The organism is Gimesia sp. (assembly GCF_048260065.1).
Taxonomy (GTDB): Bacteria; Planctomycetota; Planctomycetia; order Planctomycetales; family Planctomycetaceae; genus Gimesia.
In genome coordinates this window covers 485,103-500,768 of the sequence record NZ_JBLXHC010000002.1, presented here as the reverse complement: position 1 = coordinate 500,768, position 15,666 = coordinate 485,103, and the positions used below count along the sequence as shown (strand labels likewise).

Below are 15,666 nucleotides of genomic sequence, written 5' to 3'. Positions count from 1 at the left end.
TTTAACGAATTGTTAGACTGTTTCTGCAATCCGCGATTTTCGGCGAATCCCAGTTCTTCACCACTGATTTGATGTCGCTGGTCGATAAATGTTAAGATTCTACTACGAATGATTTTCTCCCCTGGGGGGCCCACTTTCAGCATTTGGACTTGGAAATCCCTGACGGGAAGTGCTACAATCCAATACATCAATGATTCTTGATCATTGAACCACACCAAAATAGCTCACCACAACAACTCCACTAAACTCCTGCCTGTCCTTGAGAAAGGAATACCGATGCTGTCAATCTGGGGACCAGAGACGAAGCTCTGTGATCGTGTTTCGCGACGGGAAATTCTGAAAATCGGCGCACTGGGTCTAGGCGGAATGAGTCTGCCTCAACTGCTTCAGGCAGAGTCACAATCAGGTAGTAGCAAACGACAAAAAGCAGTCATCATGATTTACATGTGTGGTGCCCCCTCGCACCAGGACATGTATGACCTGAAAATGGATGCTCCTGCAGAAATTCGAGGTGAGTTCAGACCGATCGATACCCGTGTTCCCGGATTCCAGATCTGCGAACATCTGCCACGCCTGGGAAACATCGCTGATAAAATCATTCCACTTCGTTCTGTTTATGGCTCCCCCAATGGTGCCCACGACTCCTTTATCTGTTACACAGGACGAACTACCAGAAATCAACCTGCCGGTGGCTGGCCTGCCATTGGTTCAGTCGTTTCAAAACTGCAGGGACCAGCGAATCCGGCTGTCCCCCCGTTTGTCGGACTGGCCCCTGACACGGGACATCCTCCCTATGGGTCTCCCGGGTTGCCTGGTTTCCTGGGTGTCAGTCACTCTGCGTTTCGCCCTTCAGGTCCCTCGCGTAAGAACATGGTTCTGAACGGCATCGATGAATCACGCCTGAATGACCGCAAACAACTCCTGGCCTCCTTTGATCAGTTTAAACGCGAAGCCGACGCCAGTGGTTCCATGCAGGGTATGGACGATATGAATCAGCAGGTATTCAATATCCTGACTTCAAATCGCCTCGTGAATGCACTCGACCTCTCACAGGAAGATCCTGCTGTCCGCGAACGTTATGGAAAAGGGGATCCGAAAAACTTTGGAGATGGGGCCCCCCGAAACCTGGAGCATTTCCTGATGGCACGCCGACTCGTGGAAGCAGGTGCTCGGATTGTGACGTTGAATTTCGGGCGCTGGGATTTCCACAGCAACAATTTTGGTGGTTTGAAAGGCACACATCTCCCGCAGTTTGATCAGGGTTTAGCGACACTGATTGAAGATCTGCACGAACGAGGCATGGCGGATGATGTCGCCGTAGTTGCCTGGGGTGAATTTGGTCGGACCCCCAAAATCAATAAGGATGGCGGCCGAGACCACTGGCCCGCTGTGGGAGGCGGACTGCTGGCAGGTGGCGGCTTCAAAACCGGTCAAGTCATCGGCAGCACCGACCGCCTGGGAGCCCAGGTTGCAGACCGTCCGATTCACTTCGGCGAAGTCTTTGCCACGTTGTATCGCCATTTAGGCATCGATTACACCACAGCTCCCATTCACGACCTCTCAGGGCGTCCCCATTATCTGGTAGATGGTTACGATCCGCTGCCAGAGGTATTTTAAACCACTTTTTCAGGACCTGGAAACTACATCCTTTAGCTTTTCTGCGCAACCCGCTACGATATGTATCGATACGCTGACTGCATGAATCAGACGATACAGATGAAACGGAATTGCTAATGACCCGCGCTGGAATGGATGACGCTTTACTGGATGTACTGCACGAATACTGGGGCTACGCCGAGTTCCGTCCGCTGCAGCAGAAAGCGATGACCGCCGTCCTTGATGACCGGGATTCACTCGTCGTTCTCCCAACGGGCGGAGGAAAATCGCTCTGTTATCAGGCGCCTGCACTCTGCAGGGAAGGTACAGCCGTCGTGGTCAGCCCCCTGATTTCACTTATGAAAGACCAGGTTGACGCCCTGCGTGTCTGCGGAATCTCGGCAGCCTGCCTCAACAGTTCCCTGGAACAGGAAGAGTCTCGCCAGGTACTGCGCGATGTGCGGGCCGGCAAGATCAAACTCCTGTACGTCGCTCCCGAACGGCTCATGCTGGAAAACATGCTCTGCCTGCTGGCGGAGATCAACCTGTCTTATATTGTGATCGACGAAGCACATTGTGTCAGTATGTGGGGACACGACTTCCGTCCCCACTATCGTGAACTGTCAGAATTGAAAAACATCTTCCCCCAGTGTGGCATTCATGCCTACACAGCGACCGCTACTGAAGAGGTTCGCTCTGATATCGCGTTGCAACTCGGATTAAACAAACCGGAAATCCTGATCGGCTCTTTCGACAGACCTAACCTCAATTATTCCGTCGCAAGACGCTCAGACCGATTTAATCAGGTCTGCACGGTACTGGATCGTCATCCTGGTGAACCCGGCGTGATCTATTGTATTTCCCGTGCGGATGTCGAATCGTTAAGTGAATCCCTGAATGACGCCGGCTACGAAACGCGACCGTACCATGCAGGTTTATCGGATGTAGAACGGGCAGAAAATCAGGAAGCTTTCATTCAGGACCGGGTCGATGTCATCGTAGCCACCATTGCATTCGGCATGGGAATCGATAAACCCAACGTACGTTATGTGATTCATGCGGGCTTGCCCAAATCACTGGAAAATTATCAGCAGGAAAGCGGTCGGGCAGGGCGGGATGGCCTGGAAGCAGAATGCGTCCTGCTTTACTCCGAGCAGGACGCCATGATCTGGAAACGGATTCTGGAAGACCAGCCCGATGAATCAAAGGCAAGTGCACTGCAGTCGCTGCAGGCGATGCAAAACTATTGCCATGCTTTTGACTGTCGTCACCGCTACCTGATGCAGCATTTCGGACAGGACCTGGAACAGGATTGCGAAACCGGCTGTGACCTCTGTCGCGGTGACTTTCAGAAAGTCGAAGATGCCCAGATCATCGGACAGAAAATTCTCTCTTCTATTTTCCGGCAGGATCAGAATTTTGGTGCATCGTACACTGCCGCCGTTTTGAAAGGCTCCAAAGATAAAAAAGTCCTGGCAAACGGTCATGACAGGTTGAGCACGTATGGCTTGCTCAAAACAGAAAGCCTCGCCACGATCCGAAACTGGATCAACCAGTTGACATCTCAGGGGTACCTGACCAAAACAGAAGAATATCAGCAGTTACGAATTACTGAAACCGGGAGAAAATTGCTGAGAGGTGAAATCACTCCCCAGCTCATGCGAACGACGGAAGACGGTAAATCTAATTCGACTCGGGCAGCAAAGAACGATTTATCCCAACTGAACTGGAAAGGTGTCGACCAGGATCTCTTCGAAAGCCTGCGCTCACTGCGTAAGCAGATCGCCGGCGAGAAAGGGATTCAACCGTACATGGTCTTTGGAGATGCCACACTCAGAGAACTGGCAAGACATAAACCTCAGACTCTGCCCCAGTTCCTGGAAATCTGGGGAGTTGGCCAGAAAAAATGCGATGACTTTGGTCAGCAATTTCTGGACTGTATCGCTTCGCAACCAGAAAAGAATTCTTAGTAAGTCATTACTATTATTCACATTAGACATCACATCCCATATCCGATTCTTCAGCAGGTCATCCATCAGTCTCGGCCCATCATCTGGTGTGTGAACCCGCGATCATTCTTCCTGAACCTCTCTTTCCAGCCCCGATTTTTTAGATTTTCCACAAAATGATCATGGAAAAACTTGCAGAACAGGGGAGCTCATCATAGGATCCTCATATTGAGATTGAGTTTCAATTTCAATCAGCCAGCAAGCAAAAATGGCATTTCTCCATCAGTAGCCAGCCAGCCAGACCAATCGGGCATTGAAAGATCCAGGATCTTTCAAATTCATCACACTGGTAAAACCTATCGCTATCTACATCAGGAGAGACCATGCTATCCCGCTATCGCAAGAGACGCGCCTTCACACTGATTGAACTTCTCGTCGTCATCGCAATCATCGCCATTCTGATTGCCTTGCTCCTCCCCGCTGTCCAGCAGGCACGCGAAGCAGCCCGCCGGAGTCAATGCAAAAACAATCTTAAACAAATCGGCCTGGCAATTCACAATTATCACGACGCTCATACAGCATTACCCCTGGGAGTTCGTTTTCCGAATCTGGTTAGTCCACTTGTGGCGATCCTTCCTTTTCTAGATCAGGCAAATGTCCAGAATATCTATGACTTTGACTTAGGCTACAGTGATCCATCAAATCTTGAAGCGATCAATAAAACGCTACCTGTTTACCTCTGCCCTTCAATGGTAATTCGCCGTGCGGTTCCTACTCAAATCTGTGATGAAGAAGGGGGGCCTACCAGCTACGGACTTTCAACTGGTACCGATGAACAAGGCGATGATGGTTTGTTTGAGGGACGCGGTGGAATGGGAACCGGCTACATGCCGCCTTATATCACACGTGTTTATCGATTCCGTGATATTACTGATGGTATGTCGAACACCATTATGGGTGGAGAGTTTAACTACAATTTAAAAGATTATACATGGAGCAGTTGCAGTGGTGATTCCAGTAAAGTTGGCACAGTACGCTGGGGGTATTCACGCTGGTCATCTGCCTATCCAGGTGCCTCTTTAGGTAATACAGGTGGTCAATTCAATGCCAAAACAGGAGCAGGTATTTCACTCTGGCGAAGCGATCATGTTGGTGGGGCTCATTTTGTCCTGGCGGATGGTTCCGTACGTTTTGTCAGCGAAAATATTGACGCAGGCACGCTAGACGCTTTAGCCACTCGTGCTGGTGGAGAAGTCATTGGAGAATACTAAACACATCTCATGTGATTTTGTTTTAATCCCGGAGGTCTGACTGACCTCCGAATTCCAGCGTGTCCAGAATGGATCATTCTGTTAGAGCGAGCAGAGAGATGCTTATTATGTTTGATTATCAAAGATCAATTAAATCAGCTTTATTATTTGCAGCATTAGTATGCGTTGGCTTCAGTTGTAGTGATAGTTCAAATTCTTCAGTGGAGCGCGTCAAAGTATCAGGAACCGTTCTCTATAATGGAGATCCACTCTCCAGTGCCAAAATCCTGTTTATCTCTGAAACACCGGAAGGACTAATTAAATCTTCTGGCATCATACGACATGGGATTTATCAGATCCCGGCATCAGGGGGACCTCCTGTCGGGAAGGCGCGAGTCGAAATTGTCCCCAGAACTCCGGAGCTAGAAGAATTAACCCAAATCAAGGCAGAAATTAAATCTGGAAAGATGCTTTCTAATCCACTCGATCTCAACATCCCCAACATTTACAACAAAAATAGTCAGTTGACTGCAATGGTCTCAAGAGATGGTCAAAACTCCTTTGAGTTTAAACTTGAATCAAAATAAACAGTCGCCGCTAAAACATTTAACATCCGCGGAGAACCTTCATGAAACTTCATGAACCGATTCAGAAAGAACTGAAACAATGGGGGCTGGCAGGCTTAATTGTCCTGTTCACGCTTTCCTCCACGATTCAGTGGTCTCCAGCCCGCGATCAACCAAAGCTGGTTTCCAATCCCGGCAAAGAAGCTGCCACAGAACTTTACCAGAAGGTCCGGGAAGCCCGCGCGACCTGGCGGGATTTCCCCGGGTTCACAGCCGATGTCCTGATCCAGTACAATGGAAAAAGCACGACAGGCAATCTGACGGCTGACAAAGAATTCAAATTGAAGCTCACTCTGGAAGACAATTCGCTGTCCGAGTGGAGTCTGCCTAAACTGAATTCCGTCATCGGTCATCGTAAATACCGCAAGCAGAATCCGATTCCAGCGACGTTTGCCGACGATGAAGTGAATCACCCATTGGGCCGACTGGTCAACATAGATGGCAAGAACGTTTCCTTTCGCCTGCAGGGTGATGTCATGACCGAAGTCCATCGACGTTCTGACAAATCCTGGTTCACCATTTCCACACTGGATGTCTGGCGCACGAAAGAAAATGAAGTACTACCCCGGGATACGTCAGTAATCTATCGCGATCCCAAATCAGGAGCCATCACGGGAAACCGCAGCAACACATTTGCATTCACCCGTATCGGAAATTTCGATCTGCCTTCCAGCATGCTGACCGTTGAAACGGGTGAAAACTTTGAGCGGAATGTCGGCTCAATCAACTTAACAAACCATCGTTTAACAACTCCCGAATCACTCTCACAGACTGATTCAAAGTAATTTTCGATTCTTCCCACTAGCATAAAAGAGCATCAATATGAAAACGTTTCAATGGACTGCAGCTCTCGTCTGTCTGCTGGCTGCGTCAATCACAAACCAGGCATCTGCACATTTTCTCTGGCTCCTTCCACAAGTAGAAGGAAAGAACAACGCCGCTAAGGTTCAGTTGTATTTCGGTGAAGCAGCAGAACCAGATGATCCTGATCTGCTCAAACCACTGAGCGGCATTAAAGTCTGGGAGAAAAATGCCAAAGGCAAACTGGATACTTACTCCCTCACAGCCGGCGATGACTCACTGTTCATCACACCGGAACCCAAAGGGGCAGGGCGTGCTGCTTACGGCCTGAGCCACACCTATGGTGTCATCACCCGTGGAGAGAGTCAGTTCCTGCTGCAGTATTATGCCAAAACCTATCCTCAGAAAAGTCAGCGTGTCTGGAATAAAATCTCCTGCACCGAACAACTGCCACTCGATATTGTCCCCACACTCAAAGGGGACGAAGTCACTCTGCAGGTCAACTGGCAGGGCAAACCGCAGGCAGATGTCGAACTCAAAATCATCGGCCCCAAAACCAGTGATTCCACAGTCACTGCTGCCACTAACGCTCAAGGACAGCATCAGCTGAAACTGTCTGAAGGTGTTTACTCGATCCGGGCAAAATTTGTCGAAGAGAAAAAAGGCGAGCATAAAGGGGACAAGTACGATAGCGTACGCCACTACTCTACATTGACTCTTCCCTTTGTTGCTGTTACCGAAAACAACAAAACGGCAGATGCTTCCAAAGCTGAAGCCGACAGCAAATATCCACAACTGCCCGATGCAATTTCCAGCTTTGGTGCAGCCGTCAGTGGTGATTATCTCTATGTTTACAGCGGTCACACCGGTCGTGCTCACGCCCACAGTGCAGAGAATCTTTCACAGAATTTCCAGCGTCTGAACCTCAAGCAACCAACCAAATGGGAATCACTGCCCCTCAAAACTCCGCTGCAGGGATTAGCAATGGCTCCTCACGGAGAAAGCGTCTACCGTGTCGGTGGACTCTCTGTTCACAATAAGAAAGACGAAGATTCCCTGATGGAATCACTGCCGACTGTCGAACGGTTTTCTCCTGATAAAAAGGCCTGGGAAGCTGTAACTGCCATGCCGACCGGCCGCTCTTCGCATGACTCCGTTTTCCTTGGCGATAACCTGTATGTGGTCGGTGGCTGGACCATGCGAAAAGGGGATGAATCGATCTGGCAGGAAGACATGCTGGTTCTCGATGCATCACAGGAAAAGCCTGAGTGGAAAACCATCAAACAACCTTTCCAGCGCAGGGCACTCTCTGCTGCTGCACACCAGGGTAAAATCTATGCCATGGGTGGTATCGACCCGGATGGTGACATCAGTCATGAAGTCGACGTCTATTCTCCTGAAACAGGAAAATGGACCAAAGGTCCCGAACTGCCAGGCAGCACCATGAATGGCTTCGGAACCACCGCCTGGAGTATTGATGGCAACCTGTACTTCAGCGGTATGGATGGTGGCGTATTCCAGCTGGACCAGGAAAATAACAACTGGAAAAAAGCAGGCACCCTGGCCACACCACGCTTTTTCCATCGACTTCTGCCTGACGGTAATGGTGGTCTGCTCGCCATCGGCGGTGCCTCCCGTAAAGGACACCTCAAAACCATCGAGCAGGTCAAACTGAACTAGCAATTGCTTTCCGTATGAAGAGACAAGAGCTCTGCTCTGGACACGCCCCATTTCCGGGAGCTCTTGTCTCTCCTCTTTTTTGATAAACAGATTCTTTACCGGAGAGTGCGAGATGGATCCTCAAATCACACTGCAGAAAGCAATCGGTCTGTTTCGACAGGGTCTGCAATTCCAGGCTCTTGAATGGCTCTCAAGCTTGTTAGAAACACAGCCTGATTCCGGTAAAGCATGGGAACTCAAAGGATTAATTGAAGACTCTTTGAGCTGGCACCATGTTTCCATCCACTCACTGGAAACGGCAACCACTCTGATTCCCCTGTCTGCTTCCGGACAGTATGTCCTGGCGAAAAATTATCTGGAAACCGGTAAAACTGCTCTGGGAAGTTCTGTGTTTGCAATTTTACTGCAACGCGATGATATCCCCGATCGACTGCTATCGGCTATTGCTGCTTATCTCGATCGATACTCTGATCTTACTTATCTGGCACTGTCCGCCTGCAGGAAAGCAGTCGCGCAGGATCCCGAATGTGGAGACTCCCTGCTGGGCATGGCTTACTTCATGGAGAAACTGAAGTATCCCTATCAACAGACCGCAGGCGTACTTCGCAAAGCAGTTTCACTCGACCCGGAGAATCGCCACTACCGCATGGCTCTGAGTAATATTCTCGTTCAATCAGGTGAGATACAGGAGGCCTGGAAGACGGCCCGGGAAATCAGTCGAGCCGAACTCAAGCAGATTCAATGCTCCAGTTGCCTGAATAAACTGATTGACATTTTCACGGAAGTGGAAGACCACAATCGACGCGACTACTGCCTGAGCCTCCTGCAACAACTGCCATCAACGGATACCCCCAACAACCGTAATCCGCTGCCGGACAGTATCCCCAGTCCCTATAAATTTCTGAAACGGTGACCTGCTCACAGCCCGCTGACGGCTGTTCGAATTCAGAACTGTTTTCAATATCGACCCGCTATGAGTCATTAATATGATTTCTCAAACCGAAGCTTACGCCCTGCGAGCCATGACCTGTCTGGCATATCGTTTCCCCGATTACATGACGCGAGATCAACTGTCTCAGGCCGCTGATGTCCCCCATGCCTATCTCCCTAAAATCATGCTGGAGCTGAATCGGACCGGCCTGATCCGCTCACAACGGGGACAGAATGGCGGCTACGCTCTGATTCCCTCTCCCAACGAAATCTCGTTACTGGATGTGATCAAGTCAGTCAAAGCGGGTTTTCAACGTGAACTCTCTCAACATCGTAATGATACTTCCAGTGAAATCCGTCAGCTAGATCAACATCTGAATCATACATTTTCTCTGGTAGAAACCAGTCTCGAACAGACATCGCTGGCAGACATCTTCAACAATACAAATCAACCATCGACCGAGGTACCCGACTGTGTCTAACAAACTCTTCCTCTGTTTCTCTTTTGTCGTCCTGCTGAATACGGCCTCTACCCAGGCTGCAGACACCTGGACCGGATTTCGTGGCACGGGTTCAAACATTTCCACCGCTGCTAACCTGCCTTTAAACTGGTCTCCTGCTCAGGGAATCCGCTGGAAGCAGACGGTGCCCGGTTATGGTCAGTCTTCCCCCGTCGTCTGGAAAGACAGTATTTTTGTGACCTCCATTGAAGGCCCGCAGCAGGAAAAATGCTTCATCCATGCCTACGGGCTTGCCGACGGCAAACTGCTCTGGAGCAAAGAATACCCGGCCAGCCAGACTAAAAAAACATCGTCCATGGTCTCCCGTGCTGCCCCCACTCCCGCTGTAGACGAGCAGGGGATCTATGCCTTCTTTGAAAGTGGCGACGTCATTGCCTGTTCCCATGCAGGCGAAACTCTCTGGCAGCGTTCCCTGGTGAAAGATTACGGTCCCTTTGTCAGTAATCATGGGATCGGTAATTCTCTCGCACAGACGAAAGACCAGCTGATTGTTTTGACGGCCCACGATGGCCCCTCCTATCTGCTCTCACTCGATAAAAAGACTGGTAAGAATCTCTGGAAAACCGATCGCGAAGAAGGCGTTGCCTGGACTTCCCCCGTCGTTGCCGACCGTGCCGGCACACCGGAAATCATCGTCAGCGCCAAAGGGACGGTCACAGGTTACCAGGGACTCACCGGCGAACTGCTCTGGACCCTGTCCGGCATCAGCGGCAACACCATTCCTTCTGCTTCTGTATTCGAAGACTATATTCTGATCGGTGCTGCCACTGATCGCCGGAACCCGGATGGAGCCAATGCCAGTGAATCCAACTGCTGTCTGAAACTGGTTACCAAAGACGGAAAACCCTCCTATGAAATCCTCTGGAAAGCGGAAAAAGCCGTCTCCTACTACTGCACGCCTCTTGCCTATGAAGGCTGTGCCTACTTCGTCAATAAAGTCGGCGCCGTCTACTGTCTGGACCTGAAATCCGGCAAGCAGCTCTATGCAGAACGACTTTCCGGCCCCTGCTGGAGTTCGCCGCTCGCCGCGGGCGACAAGATCTATTTCTTCACGAAAAAAGGGGTTACCGACGTCATCCAGCCCGGCCCCGAATTCAAACAGCTGGCCTCCAACGAACTCTTTGCTGACGAACCGAAAAAACCAGCAGCCAAAGAAAGTTCCCCGGAAGGGAGGGGAGGCAGAGGTGGCTACTCTCAACTGGGACCAACCGTTTACGGCGTAGCCGCCGTCGATCAGGCCCTGCTGATCCGAACGGGCACAGAACTCTACTGTATTGAAGCCCAGGGTAAATAATCCATTCACAATATTCATCCAGAATTCCAATCCCCTCTGAAATATTCAGAGGGGATTTTTTTGACACCTGATTAATCTTAACTGCTCACTATTGCCGTTGACGGCACCAAGCGCCTTGCGATACTTCGCAAACTGCGTCGCGCGCGTGTCAACTTTTGTAAGAACTGCTTATCACGAGGGCCTGAACCCATTTCTCGACTTTTCCACTGGGCATCCCTTGTTTTTGTTTTCCTCTCTGACAAACGGTCAGTGAATTCAACTGCGGATCGACACACATCGGCAGACATTGCCCCGGTATCGTTCCCATATCAGCACAGATCACCACTATATCAACACTATATCGCCTCCTGTCGCCACATGCCTGCTCTTGACCTGTTGTTGACTTTACCGAAAATGACATCACCATCTTAACCTCCTCCTGGTACCTGTTTCTGACATCAAATCAGACTACGGGGAACGCCCCCTTCCTGCGGTCCTGGATTGAAACTGATCCAGCAGGATTCTACCCGATGCTTCATTCTCGTTCGTAGATGAAAATCTGGCAGTATTTTGCACCAGCACAGTAGTATTTCTACAACCGACGAACAGTTTTCAGTGTCCCCAATGAAAACCCCGAAATACTTTGACTCAGGTCGTGGACAATGAGTAAATCAGAGACTACTTTACGCACTGTCCTCAAGCTTCGATTCCACCTGGACGCCTTAAGCCCTGTCCAGCTTTACTGTAACGCTTCCAGGGGGCACTTGAACCAGGCATATTTGTGCCTGATTCTCTGTGCAAGATGTCAAGCGCTCTAGAAACAGGATTCAGGATATGAATTCCATCACTATCAGGCAGGCCGTTCTCTCCGATCTCGATACTATTGCGCCGCTATTTGACAGCTATCGTCAGTTCTATGGTCGCACCAGCGACATTAACGCTGCCCGGGAGTTCCTGTTGAACCGTTTCAACCACGGAGAATCTGTACTGTTTCTCGCATCTACTGGTGATACCCCGGTTGGCTTTACACAGCTCTATCCTTCATTTTCGTCAGTCTCACTGGCCCGAACCTTCATTCTGAATGATCTGTTCGTGGCCCCTGCAGAACGACGGCAGGGCATTGCATCCCAGCTCCTCACAGCAGCAGTTGACTATGCTCGCAACGTCAACGCTGTCCGGCTCTCACTGGCCACGGAAATCACGAATCAAACCGCGCAAGCCCTCTATCTCTCTGCTGGCTGGAAGCAGGATGAACAGTTCCTGGTCTACCATTTTACTCCCTGAGTCAGATTGTCTGAGCTCCCCATACAGTCCCGCATTTTCCTACCCACTTAAACTGAGTTCACTCAGAAAGAATACAGAGTCCCATGAAAGAGAATCCTTCCAAGCAGATCATTGGCAGTGAAGAATGGTGTGCCTTCCCCGACCTCGGTCTGCCGGCCATCAAGGCCCGCGTTGACTCGGGTGCCAAGACATCATCAATCCATGCCTTCAACGTACAGAAATTCCGCAGGCAGGGGGAGACCTGGGTCAGCTTCGAAGTCCATCCGCTGCAGAACAACCGCCGGATTGTGGTTCGCTGCGAACGTCCGATAGTCGATAAACGGGTCGTTAAAAGTTCCAGCGGCATCTCAGAGACCCGCTACGTTATCCTGGCCACTCTCAAAATCGGTGATCAGGCCTGGGAAATCGAACTGACATTAGCCAACCGCGACTCGATGGGCTATCGCATGCTGCTCGGACGCGAAGCCATGAGTGGCCGCATGCTCGTGGATCCGGCCATCAGTTTCTGCATGGGCCAAGTCAACGGCGACACCCTCAATCAGTATTACGGCAAACGCGAACAGGCCCGCAGTGGTTTGAAAATCGCGCTGCTCGCCAGCAACCAGGAACTTTACAGTAATCAGCGTATCCTGGAAGCAGGGGAAGAGCGCGGCCATGAAATGGAATTCCTGGATATTAAGCAGTGCTACATGAAACTTGACGCCGTCGAGCCCGAAGCCCATTACCGCGGTGGTTCCATTCTGGACGATCTCGACGCCGTCATCACCCGCATCCGCCCCAGTATCACTTATTACGGCTGTGCACTCGCCCGACAATTTGAAAGCATGAGCGTCCTCACGGTAAATAACTCGACTGCAATTACCCAGTCCCGCGACAAACTCTATTCCCTGCAACTGATGCTCAAAAGCGGCATCAACATTCCCACGACCGGCTTCGCCAATTCCCCCATCGATACCAACGACCTGATCGAAATGGTCGGCGGCGCACCGCTGATCGTCAAACTGCTGGAAGGTTCACAAGGGCGGGGCGTCGTGCTCGCGGAAACCCGCAAAGCGGCGGAGTCGGTGATCAACGCGTTCAAGGCCCTCCGCGCCAACCTGCTGGTGCAGGAGTTCGTCAAAGAAGCCGACGGCAAGGACCTGCGCTGTTTCGTCATCGATGGTAAAGTTGTCGCATCCATCCAACGCGAAGCCGCCCCCGGTGAATTCCGCGCCAACCTGCATCAGGGGGGCACCGCCTCGGTAGTGAAGATCACTCCCAGTGAACGCCGCCTGGCAGTCAAAGCCGCCAAGGTTCTGGGACTGATGATCGCCGGCGTCGACATCATCCGCTCTAAAAACGGACCTCTGTTACTGGAAGTCAATTCTTCACCCGGCCTGGAAGGCATCGAAGCCGCAACCGGGAAAGATATCGCCGGCATGATGATCGCCGCGATCGAGAAAAAGCTGGAATGGAAGCGGGAACTCAGCGGGAAACGCCATAAATGACAAACTGCTCTCGGCGAATTGTCTTTCCTCAGCTAAAATAGTGCAGTGTTCATCTGATTTAGCAGGAGTACTCAGTTTCTCTGGAGCCGATTCCATGCAAAAGACAGCGATCCCGCGTTGGTTTAGATCACTGCTGTTCCTGGTTTCTCTGTCTCTGCTGCAGATCACTGTTCTCGCAGAGCAGAAAACAGAGACACCCCCGCGCGAACAAATCGGCGTTTGTCTGGGAAAGCCGGTCTATCGTGATCAGCTTTATACAAATCAAAATATTGAATTAAACGCAACACTGCAAATTCTTTTCGGATATCCAGTATTCGAAGAGTATCACCAGGAGCACCAGGCGAAATTCAAACCGACAGAAAAAGAAATCGCCGCCGCAATTGCCTACTACTCCAGAGACGAATCGATGATTAAAGATTGTCAGGAAATCGATAAATTAACTCAAAGTGAACTCGAAGAAATCGAAAATCAACTGAAGCGTTCTGACCTCAAAGCAGCAGAGCGAAAACGACTGGAACAAAGGCAGAAACAACTGCAAAGGGAATTAAAGAATGGCGCTCTCAAAGAGATGCTGCTCATCTTCCTGGAATGCTGGAAATTTGAAAAGCACCTCTATCTCACTCAAGGCGGAGGTGGCATTCGTTCAATGATGTTCGGAGAAGAAGCCTTCGATGCACGATTCAAATGGCTGGAAGCTCAGGAGAAACTGGAAAAATTCCAAATCACCGACCCCGAGCTCCGTACCCTGTTTTTTGAATTTTGGACTGACAAAAATAATCGCGGCCGTAATATAACCAGTCAGGATTCGATTCAGGAGTTTCTCGAACCTGAGTGGCTGAAAGAATTGAATGCGGATGAACCACTCACAGCGAAAAAGCCCTGACCGGTTACTTGGTTGGTTTTTCGGTCGGGTTCTCTGTTGTTTCAGCTGCGATACAGACCAGTTGTTCCTGCCGTTTGCCATTAACCTGTTTGCCGACCCGAAGAAAGATCTCGCTGTCCACCACAGCCGGGCTGGCATAACAGTCGTCTCCCAGCTTGTTGAACGCGACCTCTTTATACCCGTCCGGGCTCGCTTCAAATACGAAGGTTTCACCCGACAGGTTCGCAACATAGATCAGACCGTTACACAGAATCGGGGAACCACTGAAAGAACCCCGCAGACGGTTTCGCCAGAGCACGTCTCCCGAGTCGATTGACCAGCAGTACGCGATTCCGTCATCGGTCACACCATACAATTGCCCGCCGTGCACCAGCATGGAGGGCTCATAAATTTTGGTGTCGTTTGACCACAGCAGTTTTCCATCCGCGGACAGACAGACGGTTTCCCGTTTGGGGTAGCCTCCGCTGGCAAAGATCTTATCGGCAGTGGTCACAATCGTGCCACACGTCGCTTCGGCCAGACAGGGGGTATTCCAGATTTCTTTACCGGTCGCTGGATCATAGCTGGCGACACGATCGCAACCACTGATCAGCAGTTGGTCCCGGCCTCCCACATGCGCCACGACGGGACTCGAATACGTGCTGACGGCAGGACGTGCAACACGCCAGGCAATCTCTCCCGTTTTGCGGTCGAGCGCCGCCAGGTAACCGCCGCCTCGATTGTCAGCCGCAATAATCACATACGATTTGTAGAGCAGGGGGGAAGGGGCATAGCCGAACTTCGAATTAAATGCTCCCAGTTCCTTCTTCCAGACTTTCTTGCCATCCAGATCTAAAGCCGTCGCAATGATTTTTCCCGAGTTCAGGAAGACTGCGTAAATCCGATCTCCGTCAAACAGGACGGTGCCGTTGGCATTGGTCCCTTTTTTATGCAACTCGCCTGGACCGGGGAAGCCCCCCTCATGCAGTACGGTTTCCCAGCGCACCTGACCATCAGCGCGATCGTATGCGATCACCATCTGTTCCTGATCCTGGTCGTCGGCAGTGGCCAACACCACCATGTCTTCCGTCACGACGGGGGAACTATGGCCGCGACCGGGGATATCCGTTCGCCATTTAATATCTTTGGTCTCGCCCCACTCGGTCGGCAGTGGCTGATCAGGGACGTGACCATTTCGATCCGGACCACGCCAGCCCGGCCAGACATGCGACAGATCAGGCAGGTTGGTGTCTTTTAAAGAGACACCACTTGTCTTCACAGAGATTTCTTCAACAGGAGTCGTTTTCGTACAGCCGGCTACCAGCAGTATTCCCAGCAGGAACCATCTGTGTGACATGCGAACCATACTTAAACTCCTCCGTGACCGACTTGAGTAATATCAAAAGC

Annotated in this window: 13 protein-coding genes; 12 read left to right on the top strand and 1 reads right to left on the bottom strand. The window is 50.9% G+C overall.

The window, feature by feature from the left end; all coding sequences use genetic code 11:
- Window positions 1-276: 276 nt before the first annotated feature.
- From ACN0YN_RS05015 to ACN0YN_RS04960, 12 genes are all read left to right on the top strand, one after another.
- On the top strand, window positions 277-1,617 hold the full coding sequence (locus tag ACN0YN_RS05015) for a DUF1501 domain-containing protein (protein ID WP_417383893.1): 1,341 nt from the start codon (window positions 277-279) through the stop codon (window positions 1,615-1,617).
- A 116-nt stretch (window positions 1,618-1,733) separates the two neighbouring features.
- Window positions 1,734-3,566 (top strand): DNA helicase RecQ, encoded by a 1,833-nt coding sequence (gene recQ, locus ACN0YN_RS05010; protein WP_417383892.1) that lies wholly within the window; start codon window positions 1,734-1,736, stop codon window positions 3,564-3,566.
- Window positions 3,567-3,928: 362 nt separating this feature from the next.
- Window positions 3,929-4,816, top strand: a complete 888-nt coding sequence (locus ACN0YN_RS05005) for a DUF1559 domain-containing protein (protein ID WP_417383891.1) — start codon at window positions 3,929-3,931, stop codon at window positions 4,814-4,816.
- A 107-nt stretch (window positions 4,817-4,923) separates the two neighbouring features.
- A complete protein-coding gene (locus tag ACN0YN_RS05000; protein ID WP_417383890.1) occupies window positions 4,924-5,382 on the top strand; it encodes a hypothetical protein in 459 nt (152 codons plus the stop codon).
- A 41-nt stretch (window positions 5,383-5,423) separates the two neighbouring features.
- Window positions 5,424-6,206, top strand: a complete 783-nt coding sequence (locus ACN0YN_RS04995) for a DUF3386 family protein (protein ID WP_417383889.1) — start codon at window positions 5,424-5,426, stop codon at window positions 6,204-6,206.
- Between the two features lie 37 nt (window positions 6,207-6,243).
- A complete protein-coding gene (locus tag ACN0YN_RS04990) occupies window positions 6,244-7,902 on the top strand; it encodes a DUF4198 domain-containing protein (RefSeq protein WP_417383888.1) in 1,659 nt (552 codons plus the stop codon).
- 112 nt (window positions 7,903-8,014) lie between these two features.
- Window positions 8,015-8,815, top strand: a complete 801-nt coding sequence (locus ACN0YN_RS04985) for a tetratricopeptide repeat protein (protein ID WP_417383887.1) — start codon at window positions 8,015-8,017, stop codon at window positions 8,813-8,815.
- 73 nt (window positions 8,816-8,888) lie between these two features.
- Window positions 8,889-9,314, top strand: coding sequence for an RrF2 family transcriptional regulator (locus tag ACN0YN_RS04980; RefSeq protein ID WP_417383886.1), 426 nt, complete (start codon window positions 8,889-8,891; stop codon window positions 9,312-9,314).
- Window positions 9,307-10,647, top strand: a complete 1,341-nt coding sequence (locus ACN0YN_RS04975; protein WP_417383885.1) for a PQQ-binding-like beta-propeller repeat protein — start codon at window positions 9,307-9,309, stop codon at window positions 10,645-10,647. Before ACN0YN_RS04980 ends, ACN0YN_RS04975 begins: the two co-directional genes overlap by 8 nt.
- Window positions 10,648-11,460: 813 nt before the next feature.
- The gene (locus ACN0YN_RS04970) at window positions 11,461-11,910 is read left to right on the top strand and encodes a GNAT family N-acetyltransferase (RefSeq protein ID WP_417383884.1); all 450 of its coding nucleotides are present in this window, start codon (window positions 11,461-11,463) and stop codon (window positions 11,908-11,910) included.
- A gap of 83 nt (window positions 11,911-11,993) precedes the next feature.
- Window positions 11,994-13,397, top strand: coding sequence for a 30S ribosomal protein S6--L-glutamate ligase (gene rimK / locus ACN0YN_RS04965; RefSeq protein WP_417383883.1), 1,404 nt, complete (start codon window positions 11,994-11,996; stop codon window positions 13,395-13,397).
- Window positions 13,398-13,491: 94 nt separating this feature from the next.
- Entirely contained in the window at window positions 13,492-14,280 is a 789-nt protein-coding gene (locus tag ACN0YN_RS04960) for a hypothetical protein (RefSeq protein WP_417383882.1), read from the top strand.
- A 4-nt stretch (window positions 14,281-14,284) separates the two neighbouring features.
- Here the strand turns inward: ACN0YN_RS04960 and ACN0YN_RS04955 are convergent, their stop codons facing one another.
- Window positions 14,285-15,625 carry a PQQ-binding-like beta-propeller repeat protein gene (locus ACN0YN_RS04955; protein ID WP_417383881.1) on the bottom strand — a complete coding sequence of 447 codons (1,341 nt, stop codon included), beginning with the start codon at window positions 15,623-15,625 and terminating at the stop codon, window positions 14,285-14,287.
- Window positions 15,626-15,666: the final 41 nt, after the last annotated feature.